The following is a 23,212-nucleotide window of genomic DNA, read 5'->3' on the forward strand; positions in this document are numbered from 1 at the left end:
TCCCGGGCCCTGAAGGAGCTTTCGGATGAAGCGTGTTCTGCTGTGGGGCGCCCTGGGCGCGGTGCTGCTGGTCGGCGCGGGCTTCGGGATCTGGATCGCGTCCTTGCCGCCCGCGCCGCCGGTCCTGGCGGCCGCCCCGATCGCCGCCGAGGAGCAGGCCGCCACTGTCGCGGCGCTGAGGCCGAAGCGCCCGCTGCCGGTGATCGCCGTCCTGGCGGCGAGCGGCGACACCCGCACCGAGACGACCGACTTCGTGACGTCTTACGGCATCCTGCGCCGCGCCGACGTGGCCGAGGTCACCGCCGTGTCGACCAGCGCGGGAACGGTGCGGCTGTTCCCCGCCCTGCAGGTGGAGCCCGACGAGACCACCGCCGCCTTCGACCGCCGGCATCCCGAGGGCGCCGACTATGTGATCGTGCCGGCGATGAGCCGCGACAACGATCCAGCGGTGATGGCCTGGCTGCAGGCCCAGTCGGCCAAGGGCGCGACGGTGATCGGGGTTTGCGTGGGGGCCAAGGTGGTGGCCGCCGCCGGCCTGCTGGAGGGCCATCGCGCCACGACCCACTGGTTTTCGCGCCCCGGGCTTCTGAAGGCGCACCCCACCATCCGCTATGTGGCCGACCGGCGCTTCGTGGTCGATGGCAAGGTCGCCACGACGACGGGGATCACGGCCTCCATGCCGATGATGCTGACCCTGATCGAGGCGATCGGCGGCCGCGCGAAGGCCGAGGCCACGGCCCGCGACCTAGGGGTCGCGACCTGGGACGCGCGCCACGCGAGCGCGGCCTTCACGTTCTCCCGCCCGTTCGCGACCACCGTGCTGAGCAATCTCGCCGCCCCCTGGAACCGCGAGCGGCTGGGCATCGGCCTCACGCCCGGTATGAACGAGGTCTCGCTGGCGCTGACGGCCGACGCCTGGTCGCGGACGTACCGGTCCCGAGCGGTGAGCTTCGCGGCGTCGGCCGCGCCCGTCCGCAGCCGCAACGGCCTGTGGATCCGGCCCGACGAGGCGCGCGGCGACTGGCCGGCCGGTTCGCGGATCGGAAGCGTGCAAGAGCGGCCGTCGCAGGCACTGGACACGACGCTGACTGAGATCGGGGATCGCTACGGACGGCCCACGGCCGACATCGTGGCCGCCCAGTTGGAGTATCCTCGCCGCGCGCCGGGCCGGAACGTGCGGACCGTGGCAGCGGCGGAAGCCAGCCGCTCGCCGCCGTCCCGGGGCGTCTCTGCCCCATCCTGATCTGGGGTCGAATGAGTTGAGTTCAAGAATTGCCGGGCCGCGATTTATGGGCAGCTTCTAGCGCCCTCTGAACCGTGGAGGGCCGGATATGCGCGTGTTGTTGTCGACCTTTGGATCGCGGGGCGACGTGGAGCCGATGGCCGGGCTCGCGGCGCAGTTGAAGGCGCTGGGCGTCGAGCCGGTGGTCTGCGCGCCGCCCGATCCGGAGTTCGCCGCGGTGACGGACCGGGCCGGCGTGCGGCTGGCGCCCGCCTTCACCTCGGTCCGCCAATGGATCGCCGACGCGCTGGCGAACCAGCCGCCGATGCCGCTGCCCGAACGCGCGGCCCTGGTGATGCGGGCGCAGTACGCCGCGATCTCCGCGGCGGCCGAGGGCTGCGACGCGATCCTGGGCGCGGGCCTGTTCCCCTCGGCCGCCGCCGCCCAGTGCGTGGCCGAGGAACGGGGCCTGCCGCACATCCACGCCACCTACTGCCCGTTGTTCCTGCCCTCCACGCATCACCGGCCGTTTCCTTGGCCCGGCCATCCCGTGCCCGAGGACGAGACCGACAACCGCGTGCTGTGGGCGCGTGACGCCCAGGCGCGCAAGGCCGTGTTCGGCGAGGCGTACGGCGCCCTGCGCGCCGCGATCGGCTTGCCGCCGGTGGAGGACGTGAGCGGCCAGGTGGTGACGAACCAACCCTGGCTGGCGTCGGATCCGGTGCTGAGCCCCTGGACGCCGACCGACCTGTGCGACGTCTGGCAGAGCGGCGCGTGGATCCTGCCGGACGAACGCCCCCTGCCCGCGAGCCTCGAGGCCTTCCTGGCCGCCGGCGAGGCGCCGGTCTACGTCGGCTTCGGCAGCATGCCGCAGGCGGCGCTGAAGGACGCCGCGGGCGTGGCCATCGCGGCCGCCCGTGCGCAGGGCCGGCGCGTGCTCCTCTCGCACGGCTGGGCCGGCCTGGCCCTGGTCGACGATGGGGACGACTGTTTCGCGGTAGGCGACGTCAATCAGCAGGCCCTGTTCGGCCGTGTGGCCGTCGTCGTCCACCACGGCGGCGCGGGCACGACGACGGCGGCCGCACGGGCGGGCGCGCCCCAGGTCGTGGTCCCGCAGATCGCCGACCAGCCCTACTTCGCCGGCCGGGTGGTCGCCCTCGGCATCGGCGCCGCGCACGATGGCCCGACACCGACGGCGAGCTCATTGTCAGCCGCCCTCCGCACCGCGCTCGCGCCAGCGACGGCCGCCCGCGCCGCCGCCGTGGGACCCACGATCCGGCCGGATGGGGCGGCCGTCGCCGCGAAACGTCTGATCGAGCAGCTCGCGCCGACCGCGACATAGGCCAGGCGCACGTCATCGCCGCCCGCGCCGGGGCCGTTGCGCCCTAGCTTTATTCTTCTTTAAATCTCGATATGTCGGGTGATCGACAATGGAGGGCGCGCCGCCGTGCGAGAGTCGCGGCCTGTCGGGGAATCGCGTGGAAACCTACTACGTCTACCACCTGCACCCGAATGGGCGGTTCGCGGCGCGCGATATCGTGCGGGCCGAAGACGACGACGGGGCCGCCACGGAGGCCGCGCGCCTGTACCACGGCTACGCCATGGAGCTGTGGCAGGGCCCGCGCATGGTCCGGACCTTCGCTCTTCCCGCCCGCGACTGACGGCCGGGCCTATGCCCGTGAAATAACTCCGATATTCGAGATCCGAAGCGCGGCGTGCCGCAGGACCCCGGACGGTTGAAAGCGTGGAACCCCGGGTTGAAAAGGCGGCGTGGCCGGCAACTCCGCAAGCGCTGGTGTGTTCGTGGCGAGCCAAAAGGAGCCGAACCTCACCGGCTGAGGCTCACTTGGCGGCGGCGCCGGGGTTTTGGGATGGCGCCGTCTGCCGGGGGGCGCCGGAGCAAGCACCGGACGGGCGCCGGAGGTCCCGGATAGGCTTCACGACATGGCGGCGGAGACGCGAGGGCTGCCGACGCCTTTCCATCGACCGTGCTCATATCGTCGGGCGGCCGCAGCGATAAGACCGCTGCGCAGGCGGCGAGAAGGCGCAAGTTCCTCGCACACCTCACTCCATGCATCAGGGGATATTGTGGAGGGCACATGAGCAAGGGCCTGAGGCGGGAAGCCACAAGTCTGGGGTCATGGTCAGCGCGGACGATACCTATCCAACGGTTCGTCGCAAGGACCCCTGCATCTGTCGCGACAAGCGCGTTCGGAGAGGGACGCACCCGCTAACGGAGGGTTTTCGCAGTATCGAGGACCCTGAATTGAAGACCCTTATTCTCGCCGCGACGGCCGCGGCCACGCTCGTTGTCGTCAACCCCGCGTCGGCGTCGCAGATCGTCATGAACGCCAGCAACATCATTGGCGCGACGCCTCCGCTGGCCTCCCCCGCCTGGAGCGCCGGCAACATCTTCGACAACCAGACCGGCGCCATTGCGCCTGAGGGCGTCGCTGATGGCTCGTTTTGGCTGGCCAGTGACACCGCGGCGACGGCGTTCATCACCATCGATCTTGGTGGGGTCTACACCGATCTGAGTTTCGATTTCTTCAATACACACAACGCGAAGTACTACGATCGCGGCATCGGCGCGTTCGAGATTTATGCGAGCAACACGCTGTCGCCAGCCGGATTCGACGGTTTCACCCTCGGAGGTGATGCGCGACGCCTGCTGAGCGGGGCCTTGGCCGCCGAGCTTGACGATGATTTTCAAGCCCAGACTTTCGCAAGCAACAGCACTGTTGGCTATCGATACCTGCAGCTACGCCCGACCTCGGTGGCGGCGCGCTACCCGTTCAATGCTCGAGCCTACGGCCTCAACGAGCTTCGCATCTACGGCGAAGCGGGTGGCGTCGCGGGCGCCGTCCCGGAGCCCGCGACGTGGGCGATGATGATCCTCGGGCTTGGCATGAGCGGCGCCCTTCTGCGGCGGCGGTACGCCACGGCCTGAAGGAGGCGCCAACGCGGGGCGAGGCGCTCGTTCCCCGTTGGCGGCCGCCCACCGTGTCAGCCCAGGCGAAGCTGACACGTCACATTGCCCCTAAGGGCGCTTCTGCTCCACGACCCCTGCAGGTTTGAGGTCGCTTCCTGCAGACCCATGACCCCGCAGGTCGCGTGGAAGTGGGCATGGGGCGACAAGCCGGCGCCCATCGGCCCTGCCGACCGCGTACGGCGGCCTAGAGTCGCCGATGCCTTTGAGCGCGTGCTCTGCGATCCGCAACGCTCGGGCTTTAGAGATCATCTAGAACTGGCCGTGTGGAATAGCCGCCGAGACGGCCGCAAGGTCCGCAATGCGCCGGTTGCGGCGCCGCTTCGGAAGCGCCCTCGCCGCCTCGATATAGGACTGTCTTTATTGGAAGAAGTGGCGCGCCCGGAACGATTCGAACGTCCGACCCTCAGATTCGTAGTCTGATGCTCTATCCAGCTGAGCTACGGGCGCGCATTGCCTTTCGGCGAGGGCGCGGAACCTAGTCGGGGGCGGAGGGGAGCGCAAGTCCCCCTCCGTCCGATTTTTTCAGGTCCCGCGACGCCTCCGGTTCGCGCCCCCTAGCGGCGGGGGAACGGCAGGCCGCCGCCCAGGATGCCCTGGCGCAGGATGTCGGCGGCGCTGGGGGCCTTGGGCGGCTTGCCGGGTTGGCCGCCGGGCTGGCCCTGGGGCGCGCCGGGCATGCCGCCCGACTGCCGGCCACGGCCGCCGCCCATCATCTCGCTCATGTCCTGGCCCAGGATGCCGCCGGTGGCCGAGCGGTAGCGGACCTTCACGGCCCACTGCTGGTTCCAGGCCACCTTCGGGTCCTGCGGGCGGGGCGGATAGACGAAGTTGGCCTCGCCGCCGTAGGCCACGAGCTGGAGCATCGCCGACGGCGCGGCGTCGAGCACCTCCTTGGGCACGGCGCAGGTCTTGGTGGCCGGGCCCATCAGGGTCTTGTTGGCCACCAGCCGGGCGATGTCGCCGGGGCTCAGGAAGTCGGGGTTCGAGAAGGCCGAGGTCTGCACCTCGGACGAGGACCACATCACCACCGTGTCGTCCCCGCCCCCGCCGCCGATGGCGCTGGCGTAGTAGGCCTCGGCGTTGCCGACCAGGTTCCAGCCCAGGTTGACCCAGCCGCCGGGAGCCTTGGTGTTCGAGGTGAGGTTCAGGGGCGCCAGGAAGTCCTGGTCCTCGCTGAGGCTGAAGTTGATCTCGGGGCTGTAGTTGCCGCGGATGGTGTGGGCGCCGATCAGCGAGCCCGCCGACGGCACCATGTCGCGCGTCTCCTTGTTCGGCCACTCGCCGTAGGTGCGGTTGCGCGCCGGCGACGGCGGCTGCATCGGGCGATAGTCGATGCCGCGGAACATGTTGGCCGGGTTCTGCTTGCCGTCGGCCATCTTGGCGAAGTCGATCACATAGGGCTGGCCCGGCCGGGCATGCTCGCCACAGCCCCAGAAGATCAGCATGCGGCCCTTGGGCTTGCGATACTCCTCGGGGACGTTGTCGTACTTCTCCTCGCGCACCGTCGGCTCGACCTTCGGCGTCAGCAGCGGCAGGCGGGGGCCCACCTGCAGGCCCTGGGGCGGCAGGTGGTCGGCGGCCGGGGCGGGATTGGTCTGGCTGGAGCCCAGGTCAAGCTGCAGGGTCTTGGACGCGCCGCCGCCGCCCATCATGGCGCGCATCATCGCCCCGGTGTCGGGACGGCCGCCGCCGCCGGCGCCCATCGAGGGCATGCCGAAGCCCGTCTGGGTCTGGGCGCTCATCCAATAGACGGCCACCGGGCCGGTGACCTTCTGCTGGGCCGTGGCGCCCGAAGTGATGGTGATGGCGGCGACAGCCGCGGCGCCGGCGACCAAAGCCAGCTTACGTCCCGGACGCATCGGAAAACTTCTCCTGAACTTGAACCCCGCCGAACGCTAATCCGCGACCGGCGAAAGGGAAATGCGCTTTTGCGCCGGACCGTCCTGCGGATTTGCGACCAAGGCCGCCCTCAGCTCGGCAGGTCGCGCCAGCAGGGGACATACGCGCCCGGCCACGGCTTGGCTTCAAACACCCCGCGCGCCACCGCCCGCGCCAGGGCGTCGGCCGCCAGGGCGCCCAGGCGGGCCAGGGTATAGGGCGCGGGATCGGCCAGCGGCCGCACGCCCGTCGAGATCGCGAACACCACGTCGCCGTCGAAGGGGGCATGGACCGGGCGGATGGCGCGGGCGAACCCGTCCTGGGCCATGACCGCCAGCCGCTTCGCCTGGGCCGGCGTCAGGATGGCGTCGGTCGCCACACAGGCGATGGTGGTGTTGCGGACGTCCACGGGGCGCTTGGCCAGGCCCCATTCGTCCGGTGCGGCCCGCAGGCCGGTCGGGCCCAGGCCGCCGAACTCGCCGCCCAGTTCGAACGGGGCGGCCCAGAAGGTGCGTCCGCCCGGGGCGACCACCGAGCCCCAGCTGTTCACGCCCACCACGGCGCCCACGGTGTAGCCGTCGGCCGTCACCACGGAGGCCGAGCCCACGCCGCCCTTCAGCGCGCCCGCCATGGCCCCGTAGCCGCAACCCGTCGTGCCCAGCTCGAAATCCAGGCCCGCCGCCGCCACGGCGCGCTTGCCGAGCTCGCGATAGGGCGGATCCTCGCCCCAGGCCTTGTCGCCGCCGTTGGCCATGTCGAACAGGATCGCGCCGGGCACGACGGGCGACTTCGGGATGCCCTCCACCAGGCCGAACCCGCGGCCCCGGGCGCCGAGCCAGGCGACCACGCCGTCGGCGGCGCCCAGGCCGTAGACCGAGCCACCCGACAGCACGAGCGCGTCCACGGCGTCGACCAGGTTTTCCGGCGCCAGCGCGTCGGTCTCGCGCGTTCCGGGCGCCCCGCCGCGCACGTCGGCGGCGCAGACCGCCCGCTCGTCCGGCAGGATCACGGTCACGCCGGTCCGCACGCCGGCGTCCTGCGATTGCCCAACCTTCAGGCCGGGAACGTCGGTGATGAGGTTGCGCGGCCCTGGACCTGGCCTATTTCCGTCCATAGGAGGGACCTCGCACGTCCGGGCGTTTGTTGTCCACGCGGCCGGCCCGCTATGGTCAAGTTACCTGTTCAGGAGCGCGCCCGTCCCGTGAAGTCCCCGTTTTCGCTCGCCGCCGTCGCTGTCGCCGCCCTGCTCTCGGCCTGCGCGTCATCCCAGCCGTCCGCCGCCCAGACCAAGCCGGCGGAGGCCGCAAGGGCCACGGCCATGGTCGCCGCGGCCAATCCGATGGCGGTCGAGGCGGGGCTGAAGGTGCTGCGCGCCGGCGGCACGGCGGTGGACGCCGCGGTGGCGGTCCAGGCGACCCTGGGCCTGGTGGAGCCGCAGAGCTCCGGCCTGGGCGGCGGGTCGTTCATGACCTACTACGACGGCAAGACGAAGCAGGTGACCGCCTACAACGGCCGGGAGATCGCCCCCGCCGCCGCCACGCCGAAGCTGTTCTATGGCGAGGACGGCAAGCCGCTGAACCGGATGGCGGCGATCATGTCGGGCCGTTCGACCGGCGTCCCCGGCGCGATCGCCATGCTGAGCCTGGCGCAGTCGCAGCACGGCAAGCTGGCGTGGAAGGACCTGTTCGGCGAGGCCGAGCGGCTGGCGGACGGCGGCTTCCCCGTGCCCCGCCGGATGGCCGCGGCGGCCGCCGGCAAGCAGGGCCAGGCCACCTCGCCAGACGCGGTCGCCTATTTCACCAAGCCCGACGGGACCAAGGTCCAGGCCGGCGAGATCATGAAGAACCCGGCCTATGCCGCGACGGTGAGGAAGATCGCCGCGGAGGGGCCCAACGCGCTGCTGAAGGGCGAGATCGCCCAGGCCATCGTCGCCAAGGTGCATGAGGGCCCGATCCCCGGCGAGCTCAGCCTGGACGACCTCGCGGCCTACAAGCCCAAGTCCGAGCCCGGCCTCTGCCGCCCCTACCGGGCCTACATCGTCTGCGTGCCCGGCGCGCCGTCGGGCGGCCCCGCCGTGCTGGAAGGCCTGGGGATCCTGCAGCACACTCCGGTGGGCCAGCATCGCAACGACGCCGAGGGCTGGTACCTGTTCAGCCAGGCCAGCCGCCTGATGTACGCCGACCGCGACCGCTATATCGGCGACCCCGACTTCGTGGATGTGCCGGTGCAGGGCCTGCTCGACCCCGCCTACCTGGCCGACCGCGCGAAGCTCATCGGCCCGATGGCCGCCGCCACGGTGGCGCCGGGCAAGCCCAAGGGCGCGGGCGTCCGCGCGCCGGACGCCACCAAGGAGGTCGCCGGCACCACCCACCTGGTCATCGTCGACCAATGGGGCAACGTGGTCTCGATGACCACGACGGTGGAGAGCACCTTCGGCTCGGGCCGGATGGTCCACGGCTTCTTCCTCAACAACCAGCTCACCGACTTCGCCTTCAACCCGCAGGACCGCGACGGCGCGCCGATGGCCAACGCCGTGGGGCCCCGCAAGCGGCCGCGGTCGTCGATGGCGCCGGCCATCGTGCTCGATCGGAATCGGCGGTTCGTCGCCGCGGTGGGCTCGCCGGGCGGGCCCTCGATCCTGGCCTACAACCTCAAGGCCCTGGTGGGCATGCTGGACTGGAAGCTGCCGGTGCAGGAGGCCATCGCGCTGCCCAACCTCATCGCCGGCGGCAGCTTCTACGCGGCCGAGGTCGACAAGTTCTCGCCCGAGCTGAAGGCGGGACTGGAGGCCAGGGGCGTGAAGCTGACCAGCGGCTTCGGGGCCGAGGGCTCGGGCCTGCACGGGATCGAGATGACCCCGACGGGCCTGCGCGGCGGCGCCGATCCGCGCCGCGAGGGCGTGGCGAAGGCGCCCTGAAGCGCCAGGCGACCAACAGGCTCTAGCCGGCGCGGGTGTTGCCTTCGCAGTCGACGAAGAAGAGCCGGGTGGCGCCGAGGTGGACCTCGATGCGCTCGCAGCCGGGGTGTTCCTTCAGCAGATCAGGAATGATGCCCAGGACTTCGACACCCCGTTCCACGTGCAGCGTCGTGCGGGCGACCGGATCCCCGGGAAAGTAGACCGACAGGTGATACATGAGGCGCCCCCGATCTCAGGGCGGTGAAGCGCCTCCCGCACGCGGCGGTTGCCGTCGAAAATCAACATAAGTCAAAATCTTTGCGAACGCGGCGCCCTAGACCGTCGCCCTGGGTCGCCGCGCCCTCGCCCTGGGCGGCGCGCCGGGCAGCCGCAGCTCGAACACCGTTCCCTGCTCGCCCGTGACGGACAGCGTCAGGTCGCCGCCGTGGCCCTGGGCCAGCTCGCGCGCGATCGCCAGCCCCAGCCCAGTGGAATCCGGCCGCCCAGACCCCGCGAAGGGCTGGAACAGCCGCTCGCGGATGCGCGGCGGGACGCCGGGCCCGTCGTCCGAGATGCGGATCAGGCTGGCGCCGGCCTGGGTCTCGACGGAGACCTCGACGCGGCCGGCGGCGGCGCGCCCTTCCTGGTGCTCGATGGCCTGGCGGGCGTTGCGCAGCAAGTTGACCAGGATGCGGTGCAACTGGTCCGGATCCGCCAGCACCTGATCGGACGTGGCCACCCGGGAAACCAGCTTCACGCCGGCGTCGGCGAGCCGCGCCTCGGCGGCCGCCTCCTTCACCGCCTCGGCCAGGCCCACGGGATGGGCCTCGGGCTCGGCCTCCTGGGTCTTGCCATAGACGAGCACGTCGGCCGCCAGCTTCACGGCGCGATCGAGGGCGCGCTCGAGGCGGGGGAGGGCCTGGCTGACCTTCGGGTCCTTGGACGCCGCCAGGCGCTCGGACGCGAGCTGGGCCGAGGTCAGCATGTTCTTCAGGTCGTGGTTGATCTTGGCCACCGCCTCGCCAAGGGCCGCCAGCCTGGCGCGGGAATTGAGCGCGGCGCGCAGGTCGGCCTGCATCCGGTCGAGCTCGGCCTCGGCGCGGCCGATCTCGTCGCGACGGCCCGAGAGCTGGATCTGGGCGGCGGGGTCGTCCGGGTCGGCGCGGAACCGCTCCATGGCGAAGGTGATCCGCTGCATCGGCCGCACCAGGAACAGGTTCAGCGCCAGGAAGACGATGACCCCGGCAAGGGCCGCGACGCCCGCCACGATGGCCACCAGCCGCCAGAGATAGCTGGCCAGGGCCCGCTTCAGCTCGGTGTCGGTGGCGACGAACTCGATGAAGTCGGCCTCCTTCCGGAAGCGCGGCTCGGCCATGACCCGCACGCGGCCGCCATCGCCCAGCAGGGTTTGGAACGGCGCGAACAGGGCCAGGCCCGCCGCCCGGGGCCGCAGGTCGACCAGGTAGGGCGCCCGCGCGGGCCGGCCGGCCGAGAACACCAGCGAGCGCGCGCCGTCGATAGAAACGGCCACGATCTCGACGCCGGCGCCTTCCAGCAACTGGGTCTTGAGCTGTTCGGACACGACGCGGTCGGGCGCCACCTCGGGCGCGAGGGAGGCGAGCTCCGCGGCGCGCACGCGGTCCAGCAGCCACTGCTGCTCGTAGGCGGCCATGGCCGGGGGGATGGCGAGGGCGCCGCCCAGGGCGGCGAAGACGACGGTGAGCACCAGGAGGCGCGCGGACAGGCCGCCAGGCCAGAAGAGGCGGCGGCGCCGGTTCCGCTCGGGAGCTTCGGTCGGTGCGTCCGCCATCGTCCTCCCGGATTAGTGCAGCGGGGCCCCCGCGGCAACGCAGAGCCTGGACGGCAAGGCTAACCCGCCCCGACCGCCTCCGCCACCGAGGCGAAGCCGTCGGCCCGCAGCCGGGCGGCCAGGTCGCGCTTGATCCGCACCACCAGGCCCGGTCCCTCGTAGGCCAGGGCCGAGTAGAGCTGCACCGCCGAGGCGCCGGCGCGCAGCTTGGCGTAGGCGTCGGCCCCCGAGCCGATCCCCCCTGCCCCGATCAGGATGAAGCGTCCGGCCGCCGCCTGCCGGAACCGGCCCAGCATGGCGGTGGAGAGCGCCGTGAGCGGCGCGCCGGAGAGGCCACCCGCCTCGTCGCGGTGGGCGGATTTCAACGGCGGACGGCCGATGGTGGTGTTCGAGACGATGACCCCCGCCAGCCCGTGGTCGGCCACGGTGTCGGAGATGGCCTCGACCTCGCCGTCCTCCAGGTCGGGCGCGACCTTCAGGAACATCGGCACGGCGACGCCCTGCGGCAGGGAATCAGCCGTGGCGATCAGGCGGCCGAGCAGCTCGTCCAGCGCGGCGCGGGTCTGGAGCGCCCGGAGCCCGGGGGTGTTGGGCGAGGAGATATTGATCGTGAAGTAGGACGCCATGCCCCACAGCCGGCGCAGGCCGTTGGTGTAGTCGGCGAGGCGGTCCTCGGAATCCTTGTTGGCGCCCAGGTTGGCGCCCACCACGCCCCGGCCGCGCTTCGCCAGCCGCGCGGCGAACGCTTCGAGCCCCTCGTTGTTGAAGCCCATGCGGTTGATCACCGCCCGGTCCTCGGACAGGCGGAACAGGCGTGGACGCGGGTTTCCCGCCTGGGGCCGAGGCGTGACCGTGCCGCACTCGACGAAGCCGAAGCCGGCCCGCAGCATGGGCTGGAACACCTCGGCGTTCTTGTCGAAGCCCGGCGCCAGGCCCACCGGATTGGGCAGGGCGAGTCCGGCGAGCTCGGTGGCCAGGATCGGGTCGTCGGCCGGGGCGCGCGGGCCCAGCCCCAACTTCAGGCCCATCAGCGCCAGCGTGTGGGCGTCTTCCGGGTCGAGGCCCCGCAGCGCGCGGGTCGCGAGGCCGTGCAGGTCGCTCATGTCGGCGTCCTCGGCACGCCGTCGGCGTCCAGCGGCGCCTCGTGCACGGCGCGCACGTCGGCCACGGCCAGGGACGCGTAGAGATGCGGGAACAGGTCGCCGCCGCGCGACGGCTCCCACTTCAGCGCCTCGCCGAGGTCGTCGGCCTCGACCTCCAGCACCACGAGGTCCTTCAGCCAGACGAAGTATCGCCGCGCGGTCTCTTCGGCCTGGGCGGCGGTGGAGAAGTGGATGAAGCCATCCTCGTGGTCGATGGGCGAGCCGTCGAAACGGCCGACGGCCTGCGCGGCCGTCCACTCCGCGCGCGGCAGGATCTTGTAGATGCGCAAGGCTAGCGCTCCGGGAAGAACAGGCCGTCGAAGTGGGGCCGGCCGTTGCCGTCGAACAGGAACACCGCGGCCGAGGCCGTCGGGAAGTTGCGTTGCGCCCGGGCGATCAGGCTGGCCGGCGCCGAGCCTTCCATGAGCAGGCGGATCGTCAGCTCCTGGAGGCCGGGGTTGTGGCCGACCACGATCACCGTGGCAAAGCCCTCGCCCGCCGCCTCGGCGACCCGGCGGATGGTGCCGGAGTCCGCGTGATAGAGCTCGTCGTCGAAGCGGGTCTCGGCCTGGGTGAAGACCGTCCCGGCGCTCTCCCACGTGCCGCGGGCGCGCGCCGCCGGCGACACCAGGGCGAGGTCGGGCGTGAACCCCATGTCGGCCAGTTGCGCCGCCATTTCCTCGGACTCGCGAACGCCCCGCGGCGCCAGCCGCCGGTCGAAATCCTCGCCCGTGTCGGAATCGGCTTCGGCCTTGCCGTGCCGCAGGAGGATCAACCGATCCATGCAAGCTCCCTGATACGTATCCTCCATAGCCTAGGCTGGCCCCGCTGCAACCCATTGACACCGGTGGGGCGAGGCGGTCCAACGCGGCCATGACGGCGCAGGCCCCCATCACCGCGGGGATCGAGATCGGCGGCGGGACCTGGCGGTTCCCCGCGAGCCAACCCCTGCGCCTCGATTCGGGCGCCAAGCTCGCGCCGCTCGAGATCGCCTACAAGACCTATGGCCGGCTGAACGCGGAGAAATCCAACGCCGTGCTGGTCTGCCACGCCCTGACCGGCGACCAGCACCTGGCCTCGACCCATCCGGTCACCGGCAAGCCCGGCTGGTGGGACCGTTTCGTCGGCCCTGGCCTGCCGCTGGATCCCGAGCGCTATTTCATCATCTGCACCAATGTGGTCGGCGGCTGCATGGGGACGACGGGTCCGGCCTCCATCGATCCGGCCACCAAGGCGCCCTACGGCCTGAAGTTCCCGGTCATCACCATCGGCGACATGGTCCGCGCCCAGGCCATGCTGATCGAGGCCATGGGCATCGACACCCTGTTCGCGGCGATCGGCGGCTCGATGGGCGGGATGCAGGTGCTGCAGTGGGCGGCCGACTATCCCGAGAAGCTGTTCTCGGCGGTCTGCATCGCGGCCGCCGCCCGCCACTCGGCCCAGAACATCGCCTTCCACGAGGTCGGGCGCCAGGCGATCATGGCCGACCCCAACTGGGTGAACGGCGCCTACCTCACCGCCGGCGTCCGGCCCGAGAAGGGGCTGGCGGTCGCGCGCATGGCCGCGCACATCACCTACCTGTCCGAGGCCGCCCTGCAGCGGAAGTTCGGCCGCGAGCTGCAGCGCGACGGCCTGTCGTGGGGGTTCGACGCCGACTTCCAGGTCGAGAGCTACCTGCGCCACCAGGGGGCCAGCTTCGTCGACCGCTTCGACGCCAACAGCTACCTCTACATCACCCGCGCGCTCGACTACTTCGACCTGGCCGCCAAGCACGGCGGCGTCCTGGCCGAGGCGTTCATGGCCGCGCGGCACGTGAAGTTCTGCGTGCTCAGCTTCTCGTCCGACTGGCTCTATCCGACCCCGGAGAGCCGCGACATCGTCCGCGCCCTGAACGGCGCCGGCTGCCGCGCCAGCTTCGCCGAGATCCAGACCGACAAGGGTCACGACGCCTTCTTCCTGGACGAGCCGCTGCTGGACCAGACGCTGCGCGGCTTCCTGGCGGCGCAATCCCAGGCGCGAGGGCTCGCTTGAGCGCCATACGCGAGGACTTCGCCGAGATCCTGAAGCTCGTGCGGCCCAACGCCCGCGTGCTCGACATCGGCTGCGAGGACGGCGAGCTGCTGGAGCTGCTGACCCGCGAGAAGAACGTGGACGGTCAGGGCCTGGAGATCAGCCCCGAGGGCGTGGCCGCCGGGCTGGCGCGCGGCCTGGCCGTGGTGCAGGGCGACGGCGACCGCGATCTCGACCACTTCCCGACGCGGGCGTTCGACTACGCCATCCTGTCGAAGACCCTGCAGCAGATGCGCGAGCCGCGGCACGTGCTGTCCGAACTGCTGCGCGTCGCCGACCAGGCGGTGGTCTCGGTGCCGAACTTCGGCCACTGGAAGGTCCGCTGGGCCCTGCTCTCGCGTGGCCGCATGCCCGAGACGGGCGCCCTGCCCGAGCCGTGGTACTCGACCCCGAACATCCACCTGTGCACTCTGCGGGACTTCACCGCCCTGTGCGACGAGCTGGAGCTGCGCATCGACGCCTGCGCCGCGCTCTCGGAAGGCCGTCCGGCCCGCGCCATCGACCCGCGCCAGCCCCTCGAGAACTGGCGTGCCGAAACCGCCCTCTTCCTCCTCAGCCGCCGCGCCGAGCCACAGGCCGCCGCGGCCTCCCTGCCGCAACAGAACCTGTTCGGAGAGGTGGAGCTGCCGAAGGCCGACGCGCCTTCGAAGAAGGGGCGGAAGCGCTGAACCCTTTCCCTCCCCTTCATGGGGAGGGAAGGAGCTCACCGCGCCGTCACCACGCGCGTCTCGCCGTAGCGCTGGATCAGGCGGCGGAGCTGGATGGCGATGGGGCCTCGCGCGACCGGGGTCACGACATAGCGTTTATAGGCGCCGCCCGTGTAACTCATCGGGTCGCCGGACAGCAGGCCGATGCGCAGCACTTCGCCGGTGTCCTGGCGCCAGGCGAAGGTCTCGGGCTGGTCGATGTTGAAATTGGCGATGGTCATTCGGACGCCGGTGCGCGGCGCGCGGCGACCCCAGGTGGCCAGGGCGGTGGAGAGGCTGCTGGCCACCACGGCCTTCATCTCCAGCTTGATCGGGGTGTCCGGATCGAACTTCGGCTCGCACGCGGCCGGCAGGTCGACCTGCAGCCGCTGGGTCTGCGCCGCATAGACCCGGCGACGCTCGCGCTCATAGGCCGGTTCGCCGCGCAGGAGTTCGATGTTGTAGCCCGAGCGCTGGGTCACCACCGGACCCGCCGATCGCGCCACCACCACGTAGCTGTCGGCCCAGCGCCGCACCCGCGGAACCGCGCGCATGTCTTCGCTCCAGAGGTAGGCCGTGCGCCCGTCGATCCGCAGGTCGACCGTCACCGTCTGGCCGAGCCGCACGTAGGGATCGCCCCACCAGGTGCGGCTGAAGCAGACATGGCGTTTGAGGGCGTCGATGGCGTGGGCCGGCGTGAGGTCGGCGGCGAGCGCCGGCGCGGCGGCGAGGACGGAAAAGGCGGCGGCGAGGAGCCCGGCCCGCATCGGAGGCTCCTTCAGGCGCGGATCAGCCCGCGATGGCGGCGGCGTCCTGCTCGCCCGTGCGGATACGCAAGGCCCGCTCCAGGTCGAGCACGAAGATCTTGCCGTCGCCGATCTTGTTGGTGTTGGCCGCCTGCTGGATCGCCTCGATCACCGGCTCGACGATGTCTGACGGCACCGCGATCTCCAGCTTCACCTTGGGCAGCAGCTTCACCTCGTATTCGGCGCCGCGGTAAACCTCGGTCTTGCCCCGCTGGCGGCCGTAGCCCCGGACCTCCGTGACGGTGAGGCCTGAGGCGCCGGCCTCGGTGACCGCATCCAGCACCGCATCCAGGCGGCTGGGCTTGATGACCGCGATGATCAGTTTCATGCCGCGCCGGGAGCCTCCGCTGGAACTCGAATCCTGGTCACACCTAAGACCTTCGCCGCGGCGGCGCCAAGCCGTCTCGCAGGGCCGGAGCCCCAGGCGCCCGCGAAACCGGCGCCGCGCCCGGCGTCGGGGCCAGGACCGGCCGCGCCGCGCGGATCCGCGACCGCTGGCTCTGGGGCTTGACCGCGAAGGTCTGCTTGACCGCCTCCATCAGGAGCAGGCCGGCGAAGCCCGGCCAGAGGCGGGAGCCGGCCTGTTCGAAGCCCTCGGCCCAGCGCGCCATCCAGCTGACCGGCGGGACATAGAGGGCCCGCGTCCAGCCGGAGGGCTCCAGGTCGGCCTCGCGCAGCAGTTCGGCGAGCTGGCTGCGAGTGTAGGGCCGGCCGTGGCCGAAGGGCGTCTTCTCGGTGTTGGCCCAGAGGCCGTTGCGCGAGGCCACCGCGACCACCACGCGTCCGGACGGCGCCAGCACGCGCCAGACCTCGCGCAGCAGGCCCACCGGATCGGCGCTCTCCTCCAGCCCATGCGCCACCAGGATGCGGTCGAACAGGGCGTTAGGGAACGGCAGGCTGTCCTCGGGCGTCAGGGTGGCCAGGTTGCGGCCGTCGGCGGGCCAGATCTCCACGCCCTGCTGCGCCGGCATGGACGCCACGACCCGGCGCGCCCGGTTCCGCAGGTCGCCCGCGAACGGGGTGCCGTAGCCGTGGACCAGCACGTCCAGCCCCGCCACATCGCCCCAGGCCTCGGCGATCTTGCGCTGGGCCATGGCGCGCGCGGCCCGCCCCAGGTCGGAGGCGTAGAACTGGCGGAGTTCCAGGACGTCGCGGCGCATGGGTGCTTGGCTAAGCTCGACGGAGGCGGGCCGCCAGCCTAAATCATCCGCACGCCGTTGGGAGTTGCGCCATGCCGCTGACCGTCCACCAGTTTCCCTGCCTCTCGGACAACTACGGCTTCCTGGTGCGCGACGAGGCGACCGGCAAGACCGCCTGCATCGACACGCCGGACACGGCGGCGATCCTGCGTGAGCTGGAGGACCTGGGCTGGGACCTGGACATGATCCTCAACACCCACTGGCACCCCGACCACGCCGGCGGCAACGCCGACATCAAGGCGGTCACCGGATGCCAGATCGTCGGGCCGGCCGAAGTGACCCGCATCGCGCCCCTGGACCGCGAGGTGAGCGGCGGCGACATGGTGGAACTGGGCGAGACGACGTTCCAGGTGATCGAGAGCGGCGGCCACACGCTGGGCCACATCGCCTATTTCGACGCCGGGAACCGGATCGCCTTCGTGGGCGACACCCTGTTCGCCCTGGGCTGTGGCCGGCTGTTCGAGGGCACGCCCGACCAGATGTGGGACAGCCTGCAGCGCCTGGCCGCCCTGCCCGACGACACCACGGTCTATTGCGCTCACGAGTACACGGCCTCGAACGCCCGCTTCGCCCTGTCGGTCGACGACAGCGCCGCGCTCAAGGCGCGGGCCGAACAGATCTTCGCCGCGCGCGAGAGGGGCGAGTGGACGGTGCCCACCACCATCGGCCTGGAGAAGGCCACCAACCCCTTCCTGCGCGCGCCGCTGCTGGCCGCCCGGGTGGGCGCCGCGGGCCAGCCGGACGCGCAGGCGTTCGGCGCGGTGCGCGAGGCCAAGGACAACTTCCGGGGCTGAGCCGCGCCGGCCGGCTACTTGCCGCGCGCCACCTTGATGATGCGATCGGACGAGGGGCGCCCGGCCAGCCCCTGGGCCGGCGCGACAGTGATGTTCAGCACACCACCCTTCAGCGTCGCCTGGGCCTTGCGGCCCTCCTGGATCTGCACGCGGTTGAAGCGGCTCAGCAGGGCGCGGCCATCCTTGCGTTGCGACAGGCGCACGATCGCCACGCTGGCGACCACGGCGGCGTCGGCGATCAGGGCGGAGGAGGCGGGCGTCGCCTCGGCGTCGAACAGCATGGGCCGGCGGGCCGCGCGGCTGGCACGCGACGAGGCCTGGGCCAGGCGGGCGAAGACGGCCTCGGGGCTCATCGCCGGCAGCCGTAGGGGCTGACCGCCGCCGGCCAGCGAGACGGCCTCGCCGCTGGGCCGCGCGTCGGTGAACAGGGTGAAGCCGCCCAAGCGGGTGATCCGCAGGACGGGCTCGCCCAGGTCGTTCTTGTAGATGATGTCGCCGCGCGGGGCGGGATTGGGCGCGAGAGCCCAGACCTCGGGACTGTCCTCGAACTTCATCATCGGGACCGGCTGGGTGCGATCCAGGATGAAGACGCGGCCTTCCTCGGAGACGTAGCGCGCTATGGGCGGCCCCGCCGTCTCGGCGCTGCGGTTCTTGAAGAGGCCTTCGCGCAGGCGCTCGACCGGGCCGGCGTGCGACGGCGCGGCGAAGCCAAGCGTCGCGACGCACAGCAGCGCCGCGCAAATTGCCCCCCTCGACGCCATCCGCTCGCCTGTCATGTCAAGCTAGCAGATGCCTCGGGATCGGGGCGCTTTTTGGACGCGAGCAAGGTGTCACCGTGATCGGTCGCACCCTGCCATCGCTCCGGCACGTCCAGGCCACCGGTCGTCACACGGCCTTCCCACGCCGCGGCGCTAGCCGACCATGTACTGGCCGCCGTTGAGGGCCAGGGTGGTTCCGGTGACATAGCCGGCGCGCTCGCCGGCCAGGAACGCAACCATGTCGGCGATCTCCTCGCCCTTGCCCAGGCGGCCGACGGGAATCTGGGCGATGATGCCTTCCAGCACCTTTTCCGGAACCGCCTGCACCATCTCGGTGTCGATGTAGCCCGGCGCGATGCAATTCACCGTCACGCCCTTGCGGGCGTTCTCGAGGGCCAGCGCCTTGGTGAAGCCGATCATGCCGGCCTTGGCGGCCGAATAGTTGGTCTGGCCCATCTGGCCCTTCTGGCCGTTGATCGAACTGATGTTCACGATGCGGCCCCAGCCGCGGTCGCGCATGCCCTCGATCACCTGGCGGGTCATGTTGAACAGGCTGTCCATGTTCACGCGGATGACCTCGCTCCACTGCTCGGAGGTCATCTTGTGGAACACGCCGTCGCGGGTGATGCCGGCGTTGTTGACCAGCACGTCGATGGGCCCCAACTCCTTCTCCACCGCCTGGGCGGCGTGCTGGCAGTCGGCGAAGTTCCCGACGTTCCCCTTGACGACGAAGATGCCCAGTTCCTTGGCGCAGGCGGCCGCGGCCTCGTCGTTGCCCGAGTAACCGGCGGCAACCTTCATCCCGTCGGCCTTCAGCCGTTCGACGATCGCCCGACCGATGCCACGGGTTCCACCCGTGACCAGCGCAACCCTGGCCATTCCGTCCGTCTCCCTAAGTCGCCGTCACCACGTTGATCGCAGCGTTCGGTGTCAGATCTTTTCCACGCACATTGCGACACCCATGCCGCCGCCGACGCAAAGCGTGGCCAGGCCCTTGGTTGCGTCGGTGCGGTTCATCTCGTGCAGCAGGGTGGTGAGGATCCGGGCGCCCGAGGCGCCGATCGGATGGCCGATGGCGATGGCCCCGCCGTTGACGTTCACCTTGGCCGGGTCGAGGCCCAGTTCGCGCACCACGCACAGCGACTGGGCGGCGAAGGCTTCGTTCGATTCCACCAGGTCCAGGTCGCTGACCTTCCAGCCCGCCTTGTCCAGCGCCTTGCGGCTGGCGGGGATCGGGCCGGTGCCCATGATCTCGGGCTCGACGCCGGCATGCGCCCAGGAGGCGATGCGGGCCAGCGGCTTGAGGCCGCGCTTCTTGGCCTCTTCGGCGCTCATCAGGACCAGGGCGGCGGCGCCGTCGTTCAGGCCGGAGGCGTTGGCCGCGGTGACCGAGCCTTCCTTGTTGAACGCCGGGCGCAGGCTGGCCATCGCCTCGAGGGTCGCGCCGTGGCGGATGTATTCGTCCTGGTCGACCACGGTGTCGCCCTTGCGGCCCTTGATGGTCACGGGGACGATCTCATCCTTGAACTTGCCGCCCTTCTGCGCGGCTTCGGCGCGGTTCTGCGAGCCCACCGCGAACTTGTCCTGGTCTTCGCGGGTGATCTGCCAGCGCGCGGCGATGTTCTCGGCCGTCTGGCCCATGTGGTAGCCGTGGAAGGCGTCCCAGAGGCCGTCCTTGATCATGGTGTCGACCAGGGCCAGGTCGCCCATCTTCTGGCCGCCGCGCAGGTTCTGCGCGTGAGGCGACTGGCTCATGCTCTCCTGGCCGCCGGCGATCACGATCTTGGCCGAACCCTCGGCGATCTGCTGGGCGGCGAGCGCCACGGCGCGCAGGCCGGACCCGCAGAGCTGATTCAGGCTCCAGGCCGGGCTGGCCACCGGAATGCCCGCGTTCACCGCCGCCTGGCGGGCCGGACCCTGGCCGGCGCCGGCCTGCAGCACCTGGCCCATGATCACCTCTTCCACGTCGTCCGCGGCGATGCCGGCGCGCTCGACCGCGGCCTGGATCGCGACCTTGCCCAATTCGTGGGCGGGCAGGCTGGAAAGCGCGCCGTTGAAGGAGCCGACCGGCGTGCGGGCGGCGGAAACGATGACGATGTCGCTCATGACGGATCCTGAGGTTTTCGGGACGGCCCAGCTCTTCTATCGGCTCCGCGCCAAGGGAGGGCAAGGCTGCAAGTGCAAATGGTTCATGCCATTTGCTTATGCGCTCGCATCCGCGATACTGCGGTGCAGAATAGCCGGTGAGTCATCGCCAGGCTGCGTGAAGGATTAGGGATGGCCGACACCCAAGGGACCGGCGCCGAGACCCAGGGCAGCTCCCCTGGCGGCGAGCGCGTCGTCATCAAGAAGTACGCGAACCGACGCCTCTACAACACCGCGTCCTCCAGCTACGTGACGCTGGAACACCTCAGCGAGATGGTGAAGCAGGGCGTGGACTTCGTGGTCTACGACGCCAAGACCAACGAGGACATCACCCGCACGGTCCTCACCCAGATCATCTTCGAGGAGGAGAGCCAGGGGCAGAGCCTGCTGCCGATCCAGTTCCTGCGGCAGCTGATCAGCTTCTACGGCAACTCGATGCAGGCCTTCCTGCCCAGCTACCTCGAGTTGAGCCTCGCCAGCTTCACCCAGCAGCAGGAGCGGCTGCGCAGCCAGCTCTCCAGCTTCGGCCAGGCGGGCGGCATCGCGGCCTACGAGGAACAGATCCGCCAGAACCTGCAGCTCTTCGACCGCGCGATGAAGATGTTCTCGCCGTTCGCCTACGCCCCCACCGCCCAGCGGGCCGAGGAGCCCGCCCCCGCGCCTGCGACAAAAGGGGACGCCCAGTCGGATGAGGCGTTAACCCTCTTGCGGAAGCAGATGGCGGAGATGCAAGCTCAGTTGGACAAGCTCGCGAAAGGCTAGGTGTGGCCTGCGTATTGCAGGTTGTGCGACACAATGTCCCGGATTGACCAGATCAGGCGTACGGTCTCGGCGCGGAAGGCGCTCAGGGCCCATGCTGACCGAGCCGAGGAGGCCCGGGCCTCCGGCGCGGCCAACGTGCCGGTCCCGATCGCGCCGGTCGAACCGCCCCGAAGCTTCCGCGACGAGCGCCCCCGGGGCTTCAGCGAATTCGCCGCCCAGGTGATCGGACAGCATGGCGAACGCCGCGGCCTGCGCGCGGGAGCCACGCTGATGGACCGGGCCCGCGACGCCTACAACCGGACCGAATGGTCCGGCAGCTACGACCGCCGCGCCCGCGCCGGCCGCACGACCCGCGAAGACATCTAGTCGTCGCCGCGCAGCCGCGCGATCTCGGCTTCCAGCACCGCCACCCGCCGTTCCAGCAAAGCGATCCGCTTGTCGGCGGGCGACTCCGCGCCCGGCGCCGGCGTCGAGATGCCGGCCCGGCTGGCGACCTCGGCGGCCGGAACCCCCAGCAGCTCGGCAAAGGCCGCAACCTGCCCGGCGGAAACTTCCCTCTGGTCCTTGAACACGAGCGCCAGCTCGTCCTCGGAGAGCCCCGCCACGGCGGCCATCACGGCCCGCGACAGGCCTCGCGCCTCGAGTTTTCCATCGAACCAGGCGGCGTCGAAGAAGAGGGCCATCGCGGGACCATCCTGGCGCGGGACTTGCTTAACCCTGTTCGTAACCCGCGATTACGGACCGGCAAATGCTGCTCTTCCTCTCCCGCTTCGTCGACGTCGCCGTCGTCACGCTGATCCTGAGCTGCTTCACCTGAGCAGGTGACCCTGGCCGGAAACCGCCAGCAACCGGCGGCGCGAACGGCGAGATTGCGGCTCGGAAGAAGGAGCCGCCCATGACCACCATCATCAAGACCGTCGACATCGACGCGCCCGCCGACGCCGTCTGGGACGCCGTCGCCGACTTCGGCGCGGTGCACACCCGCTTCGCCCCAGGCTTCGTCACCAACGTCGAACTGATCCCCGGCGCGCGCATGGTCACCTTCGGCAACGGCATGGTCGCCAAGGAACTGTTCCTGGGCTGCGACCACGACGCCCGCCGGCTGGCGTATTCCGTGCGGACCGAGCGCTTCACTCACCATTCCGCCAGCTTCGTGGTCTCGGAACTGGGCGCGGGCAGGAGCCGCCTCACCTGGACCGCCGACGTGCTGCCGGACGAGGTGGCGGCGACCGTGGCCGGAATGATGGAGGCGGGCATCGCCGTGGCGAAGGAGACCCTGGGGCGTGTCGCCGCCTAGACCTCGTCGACGCCCTGGGGATTTCGCGCCCGCGACTGCAGCCACATCACGCCGAACAGGTCGCTGAGCGAGGCCATCAGGCGGCCGAAATTTGTGTACTTCGACTGGCCGGTCTGGCGGTGGCGGTGGTTCACGGGCCGGAACTCCACCCGGTAGCCCTCGCGCAGCATCAGCGCCGGCAGGTAGCGGTGGATGTGGTCGAAGTAGGGGAGCCGCAGGAAGGCGTCTCGGCGCATCGCCTTCAGCCCGCAGCCGGTGTCGTTGGCGGTGTCCCTGAGCAGGCGCTTGCGCACGCCATTGCCGATCCTCGAGGCGAATTTCTTGGCCTGGCTGTCCTGGCGCTTCACGCGCTCGCCGCCCACCAGGGCGAGGTCGGGACCGCCGGCGGCCAGGGCGTCCACCAGTTGGGGCCCGTCGGCCGGGTCGTTCTGGCCATCGCCGTCCAGGGTGACCACGATCGGCGCGCGGGCGGCGAGGATGCCGGTCCGCAGCGAGCGGCTCTGGCCCGAGTTCTTCCGATGCGCCAGCACGCGGAGCTGCGGGATCTCGCCCGAAAGCGCCTTCAGCGCCGCCCGGGTGCCGTCCCGGCTGGCGTCGTCGACGAAGATCAGCTCGAAGGACCGGCCCGCGAACGCCGCGGCGATCTCGCGCGCGAGGGCCGGCGCCGCGCCCTCCTCGTCGTAGACGGGAACCACGACGGAGATGTCGGGGGAAGTGTCGGGCGCCGGAGCCATCGCCCCGCTCATAGCGGAAAA

At 70.8% G+C, this 23,212-nt stretch carries 26 protein-coding genes and 1 tRNA gene; 11 read left to right on the forward strand and 16 right to left on the reverse strand.

Annotation, left to right across the window (positions count from 1 at the left end):
• The first annotated feature begins 25 nt into the window (after positions 1-25).
• The 4 genes from ACODSY_RS15165 (at position 26) to ACODSY_RS15180 (ending at position 4,172) form a co-directional block, all read left to right on the forward strand.
• Entirely contained in the window at positions 26-1,243 is a 1,218-nt protein-coding gene (locus ACODSY_RS15165; RefSeq protein ID WP_488952600.1) for a DJ-1/PfpI family protein, read from the forward strand.
• 88 nt (positions 1,244-1,331) lie between these two features.
• Entirely contained in the window at positions 1,332-2,564 is a 1,233-nt protein-coding gene (locus ACODSY_RS15170; protein WP_488952601.1) for a glycosyltransferase, read from the forward strand.
• A gap of 136 nt (positions 2,565-2,700) precedes the next feature.
• Positions 2,701-2,883 carry a hypothetical protein gene (locus ACODSY_RS15175; protein ID WP_488952602.1) on the forward strand — a complete coding sequence of 61 codons (183 nt, stop codon included), beginning with the start codon at positions 2,701-2,703 and terminating at the stop codon, positions 2,881-2,883.
• A 605-nt stretch (positions 2,884-3,488) separates the two neighbouring features.
• Entirely contained in the window at positions 3,489-4,172 is a 684-nt protein-coding gene (locus ACODSY_RS15180; RefSeq protein ID WP_488952603.1) for a PEPxxWA-CTERM sorting domain-containing protein, read from the forward strand.
• A 412-nt stretch (positions 4,173-4,584) separates the two neighbouring features.
• On the opposite strand, the gene ACODSY_RS15185 is transcribed toward ACODSY_RS15180, so the two are convergent.
• From ACODSY_RS15185 to ACODSY_RS15195, 3 genes are all read right to left on the reverse strand, one after another.
• Positions 4,585-4,661, reverse strand: a tRNA-Arg gene (locus ACODSY_RS15185).
• Between the two features lie 107 nt (positions 4,662-4,768).
• Positions 4,769-6,073: a hypothetical protein gene (locus tag ACODSY_RS15190; protein WP_488952604.1), complete on the reverse strand. Its 1,305-nt coding sequence runs from the start codon at positions 6,071-6,073 to the stop codon at positions 4,769-4,771.
• 110 nt (positions 6,074-6,183) lie between these two features.
• Positions 6,184-7,206: a P1 family peptidase gene (locus ACODSY_RS15195; RefSeq protein ID WP_488952605.1), complete on the reverse strand. Its 1,023-nt coding sequence runs from the start codon at positions 7,204-7,206 to the stop codon at positions 6,184-6,186.
• Positions 7,207-7,257: 51 nt separating this feature from the next.
• On the opposite strand from ACODSY_RS15195, the gene ACODSY_RS15200 reads away from it, so the two are divergent.
• Positions 7,258-9,009, forward strand: a complete 1,752-nt coding sequence (locus ACODSY_RS15200) for a gamma-glutamyltransferase family protein (RefSeq protein WP_488952606.1) — start codon at positions 7,258-7,260, stop codon at positions 9,007-9,009.
• Positions 9,010-9,031: 22 nt separating this feature from the next.
• Here the strand turns inward: ACODSY_RS15200 and ACODSY_RS15205 are convergent, their stop codons facing one another.
• The 5 genes from ACODSY_RS15205 to ACODSY_RS15225 form a co-directional block, all read right to left on the reverse strand.
• Positions 9,032-9,226, reverse strand: a complete 195-nt coding sequence (locus ACODSY_RS15205) for a hypothetical protein (RefSeq protein WP_488952607.1) — start codon at positions 9,224-9,226, stop codon at positions 9,032-9,034.
• A gap of 96 nt (positions 9,227-9,322) precedes the next feature.
• Entirely contained in the window at positions 9,323-10,798 is a 1,476-nt protein-coding gene (locus ACODSY_RS15210) for a sensor histidine kinase (RefSeq protein ID WP_488952608.1), read from the reverse strand.
• Positions 10,799-10,857: 59 nt separating this feature from the next.
• Positions 10,858-11,901, reverse strand: coding sequence for a quinone-dependent dihydroorotate dehydrogenase (locus tag ACODSY_RS15215; RefSeq protein WP_488952609.1), 1,044 nt, complete (start codon positions 11,899-11,901; stop codon positions 10,858-10,860).
• The gene (locus ACODSY_RS15220) at positions 11,898-12,230 is read right to left on the reverse strand and encodes a DUF952 domain-containing protein (RefSeq protein WP_488952610.1); all 333 of its coding nucleotides are present in this window, start codon (positions 12,228-12,230) and stop codon (positions 11,898-11,900) included. Before ACODSY_RS15220 ends, ACODSY_RS15215 begins: the two co-directional genes overlap by 4 nt.
• A 2-nt stretch (positions 12,231-12,232) precedes the next feature.
• Complete coding sequence (locus ACODSY_RS15225; protein WP_488952611.1) at positions 12,233-12,724, reverse strand: SixA phosphatase family protein; 492 nt, start codon at positions 12,722-12,724, stop codon at positions 12,233-12,235.
• An 89-nt stretch (positions 12,725-12,813) separates the two neighbouring features.
• On the opposite strand from ACODSY_RS15225, the gene metX reads away from it, so the two are divergent.
• A complete protein-coding gene (metX, locus tag ACODSY_RS15230) occupies positions 12,814-13,971 on the forward strand; it encodes a homoserine O-acetyltransferase MetX (RefSeq protein ID WP_488952612.1) in 1,158 nt (385 codons plus the stop codon).
• The gene (gene metW / locus ACODSY_RS15235) at positions 13,968-14,678 is read left to right on the forward strand and encodes a methionine biosynthesis protein MetW (protein WP_488952613.1); all 711 of its coding nucleotides are present in this window, start codon (positions 13,968-13,970) and stop codon (positions 14,676-14,678) included. The genes metX and metW overlap by 4 nt, the downstream gene beginning before the upstream one ends.
• Before the next feature lie 35 nt (positions 14,679-14,713).
• Here the strand turns inward: metW and ACODSY_RS15240 are convergent, their stop codons facing one another.
• From ACODSY_RS15240 to ACODSY_RS15250, 3 genes are read right to left on the reverse strand one after another with little or no spacing between them, the layout of a single operon-like run.
• Positions 14,714-15,463, reverse strand: a complete 750-nt coding sequence (locus tag ACODSY_RS15240; protein WP_488952614.1) for a hypothetical protein — start codon at positions 15,461-15,463, stop codon at positions 14,714-14,716.
• 22 nt (positions 15,464-15,485) lie between these two features.
• Positions 15,486-15,830 carry a P-II family nitrogen regulator gene (locus ACODSY_RS15245; protein ID WP_488952615.1) on the reverse strand — a complete coding sequence of 115 codons (345 nt, stop codon included), beginning with the start codon at positions 15,828-15,830 and terminating at the stop codon, positions 15,486-15,488.
• Positions 15,831-15,873: 43 nt separating this feature from the next.
• Complete coding sequence (locus tag ACODSY_RS15250) at positions 15,874-16,662, reverse strand: class I SAM-dependent methyltransferase (RefSeq protein WP_488952616.1); 789 nt, start codon at positions 16,660-16,662, stop codon at positions 15,874-15,876.
• Positions 16,663-16,733: 71 nt separating this feature from the next.
• Here ACODSY_RS15250 and gloB point away from each other — a divergent pair, with 71 nt between their 5' ends.
• Positions 16,734-17,495, forward strand: a complete 762-nt coding sequence (gene gloB / locus ACODSY_RS15255; protein WP_488952617.1) for a hydroxyacylglutathione hydrolase — start codon at positions 16,734-16,736, stop codon at positions 17,493-17,495.
• Positions 17,496-17,509: 14 nt separating this feature from the next.
• Here the strand turns inward: gloB and ACODSY_RS15260 are convergent, their stop codons facing one another.
• The 3 genes from ACODSY_RS15260 to ACODSY_RS15270 form a co-directional block, all read right to left on the reverse strand.
• Positions 17,510-18,256, reverse strand: a complete 747-nt coding sequence (locus ACODSY_RS15260) for a DUF4908 domain-containing protein (RefSeq protein WP_488952618.1) — start codon at positions 18,254-18,256, stop codon at positions 17,510-17,512.
• Between the two features lie 150 nt (positions 18,257-18,406).
• A complete protein-coding gene (locus ACODSY_RS15265; protein ID WP_488952619.1) occupies positions 18,407-19,132 on the reverse strand; it encodes a beta-ketoacyl-ACP reductase in 726 nt (241 codons plus the stop codon).
• Between the two features lie 51 nt (positions 19,133-19,183).
• Positions 19,184-20,359 carry an acetyl-CoA C-acetyltransferase gene (locus ACODSY_RS15270; protein WP_488952620.1) on the reverse strand — a complete coding sequence of 392 codons (1,176 nt, stop codon included), beginning with the start codon at positions 20,357-20,359 and terminating at the stop codon, positions 19,184-19,186.
• A gap of 171 nt (positions 20,360-20,530) precedes the next feature.
• Between ACODSY_RS15270 and phaR the strand changes: the two genes are divergently transcribed.
• Complete coding sequence (gene phaR / locus ACODSY_RS15275) at positions 20,531-21,160, forward strand: polyhydroxyalkanoate synthesis repressor PhaR (protein WP_488952621.1); 630 nt, start codon at positions 20,531-20,533, stop codon at positions 21,158-21,160.
• 33 nt (positions 21,161-21,193) lie between these two features.
• Positions 21,194-21,526, forward strand: coding sequence for a hypothetical protein (locus ACODSY_RS15280; RefSeq protein ID WP_488952622.1), 333 nt, complete (start codon positions 21,194-21,196; stop codon positions 21,524-21,526).
• On the opposite strand, the gene ACODSY_RS15285 is transcribed toward ACODSY_RS15280, so the two are convergent.
• Positions 21,523-21,843, reverse strand: a complete 321-nt coding sequence (locus ACODSY_RS15285; RefSeq protein WP_488952623.1) for a helix-turn-helix domain-containing protein — start codon at positions 21,841-21,843, stop codon at positions 21,523-21,525. The genes ACODSY_RS15280 and ACODSY_RS15285 overlap by 4 nt on opposite strands.
• Positions 21,844-22,055: 212 nt before the next feature.
• Here ACODSY_RS15285 and ACODSY_RS15290 point away from each other — a divergent pair, with 212 nt between their 5' ends.
• Complete coding sequence (locus ACODSY_RS15290) at positions 22,056-22,457, forward strand: SRPBCC family protein (protein WP_488952624.1); 402 nt, start codon at positions 22,056-22,058, stop codon at positions 22,455-22,457.
• Here the strand turns inward: ACODSY_RS15290 and ACODSY_RS15295 are convergent.
• Entirely contained in the window at positions 22,454-23,191 is a 738-nt protein-coding gene (locus ACODSY_RS15295; RefSeq protein WP_488952625.1) for a glycosyltransferase family 2 protein, read from the reverse strand. The two genes, ACODSY_RS15290 and ACODSY_RS15295, sit on opposite strands and share 4 nt — an antisense overlap.
• Positions 23,192-23,212 lie beyond the last annotated feature (21 nt).

The sequence above is a fragment of the Phenylobacterium sp. FG114 genome, assembly GCF_057809855.1.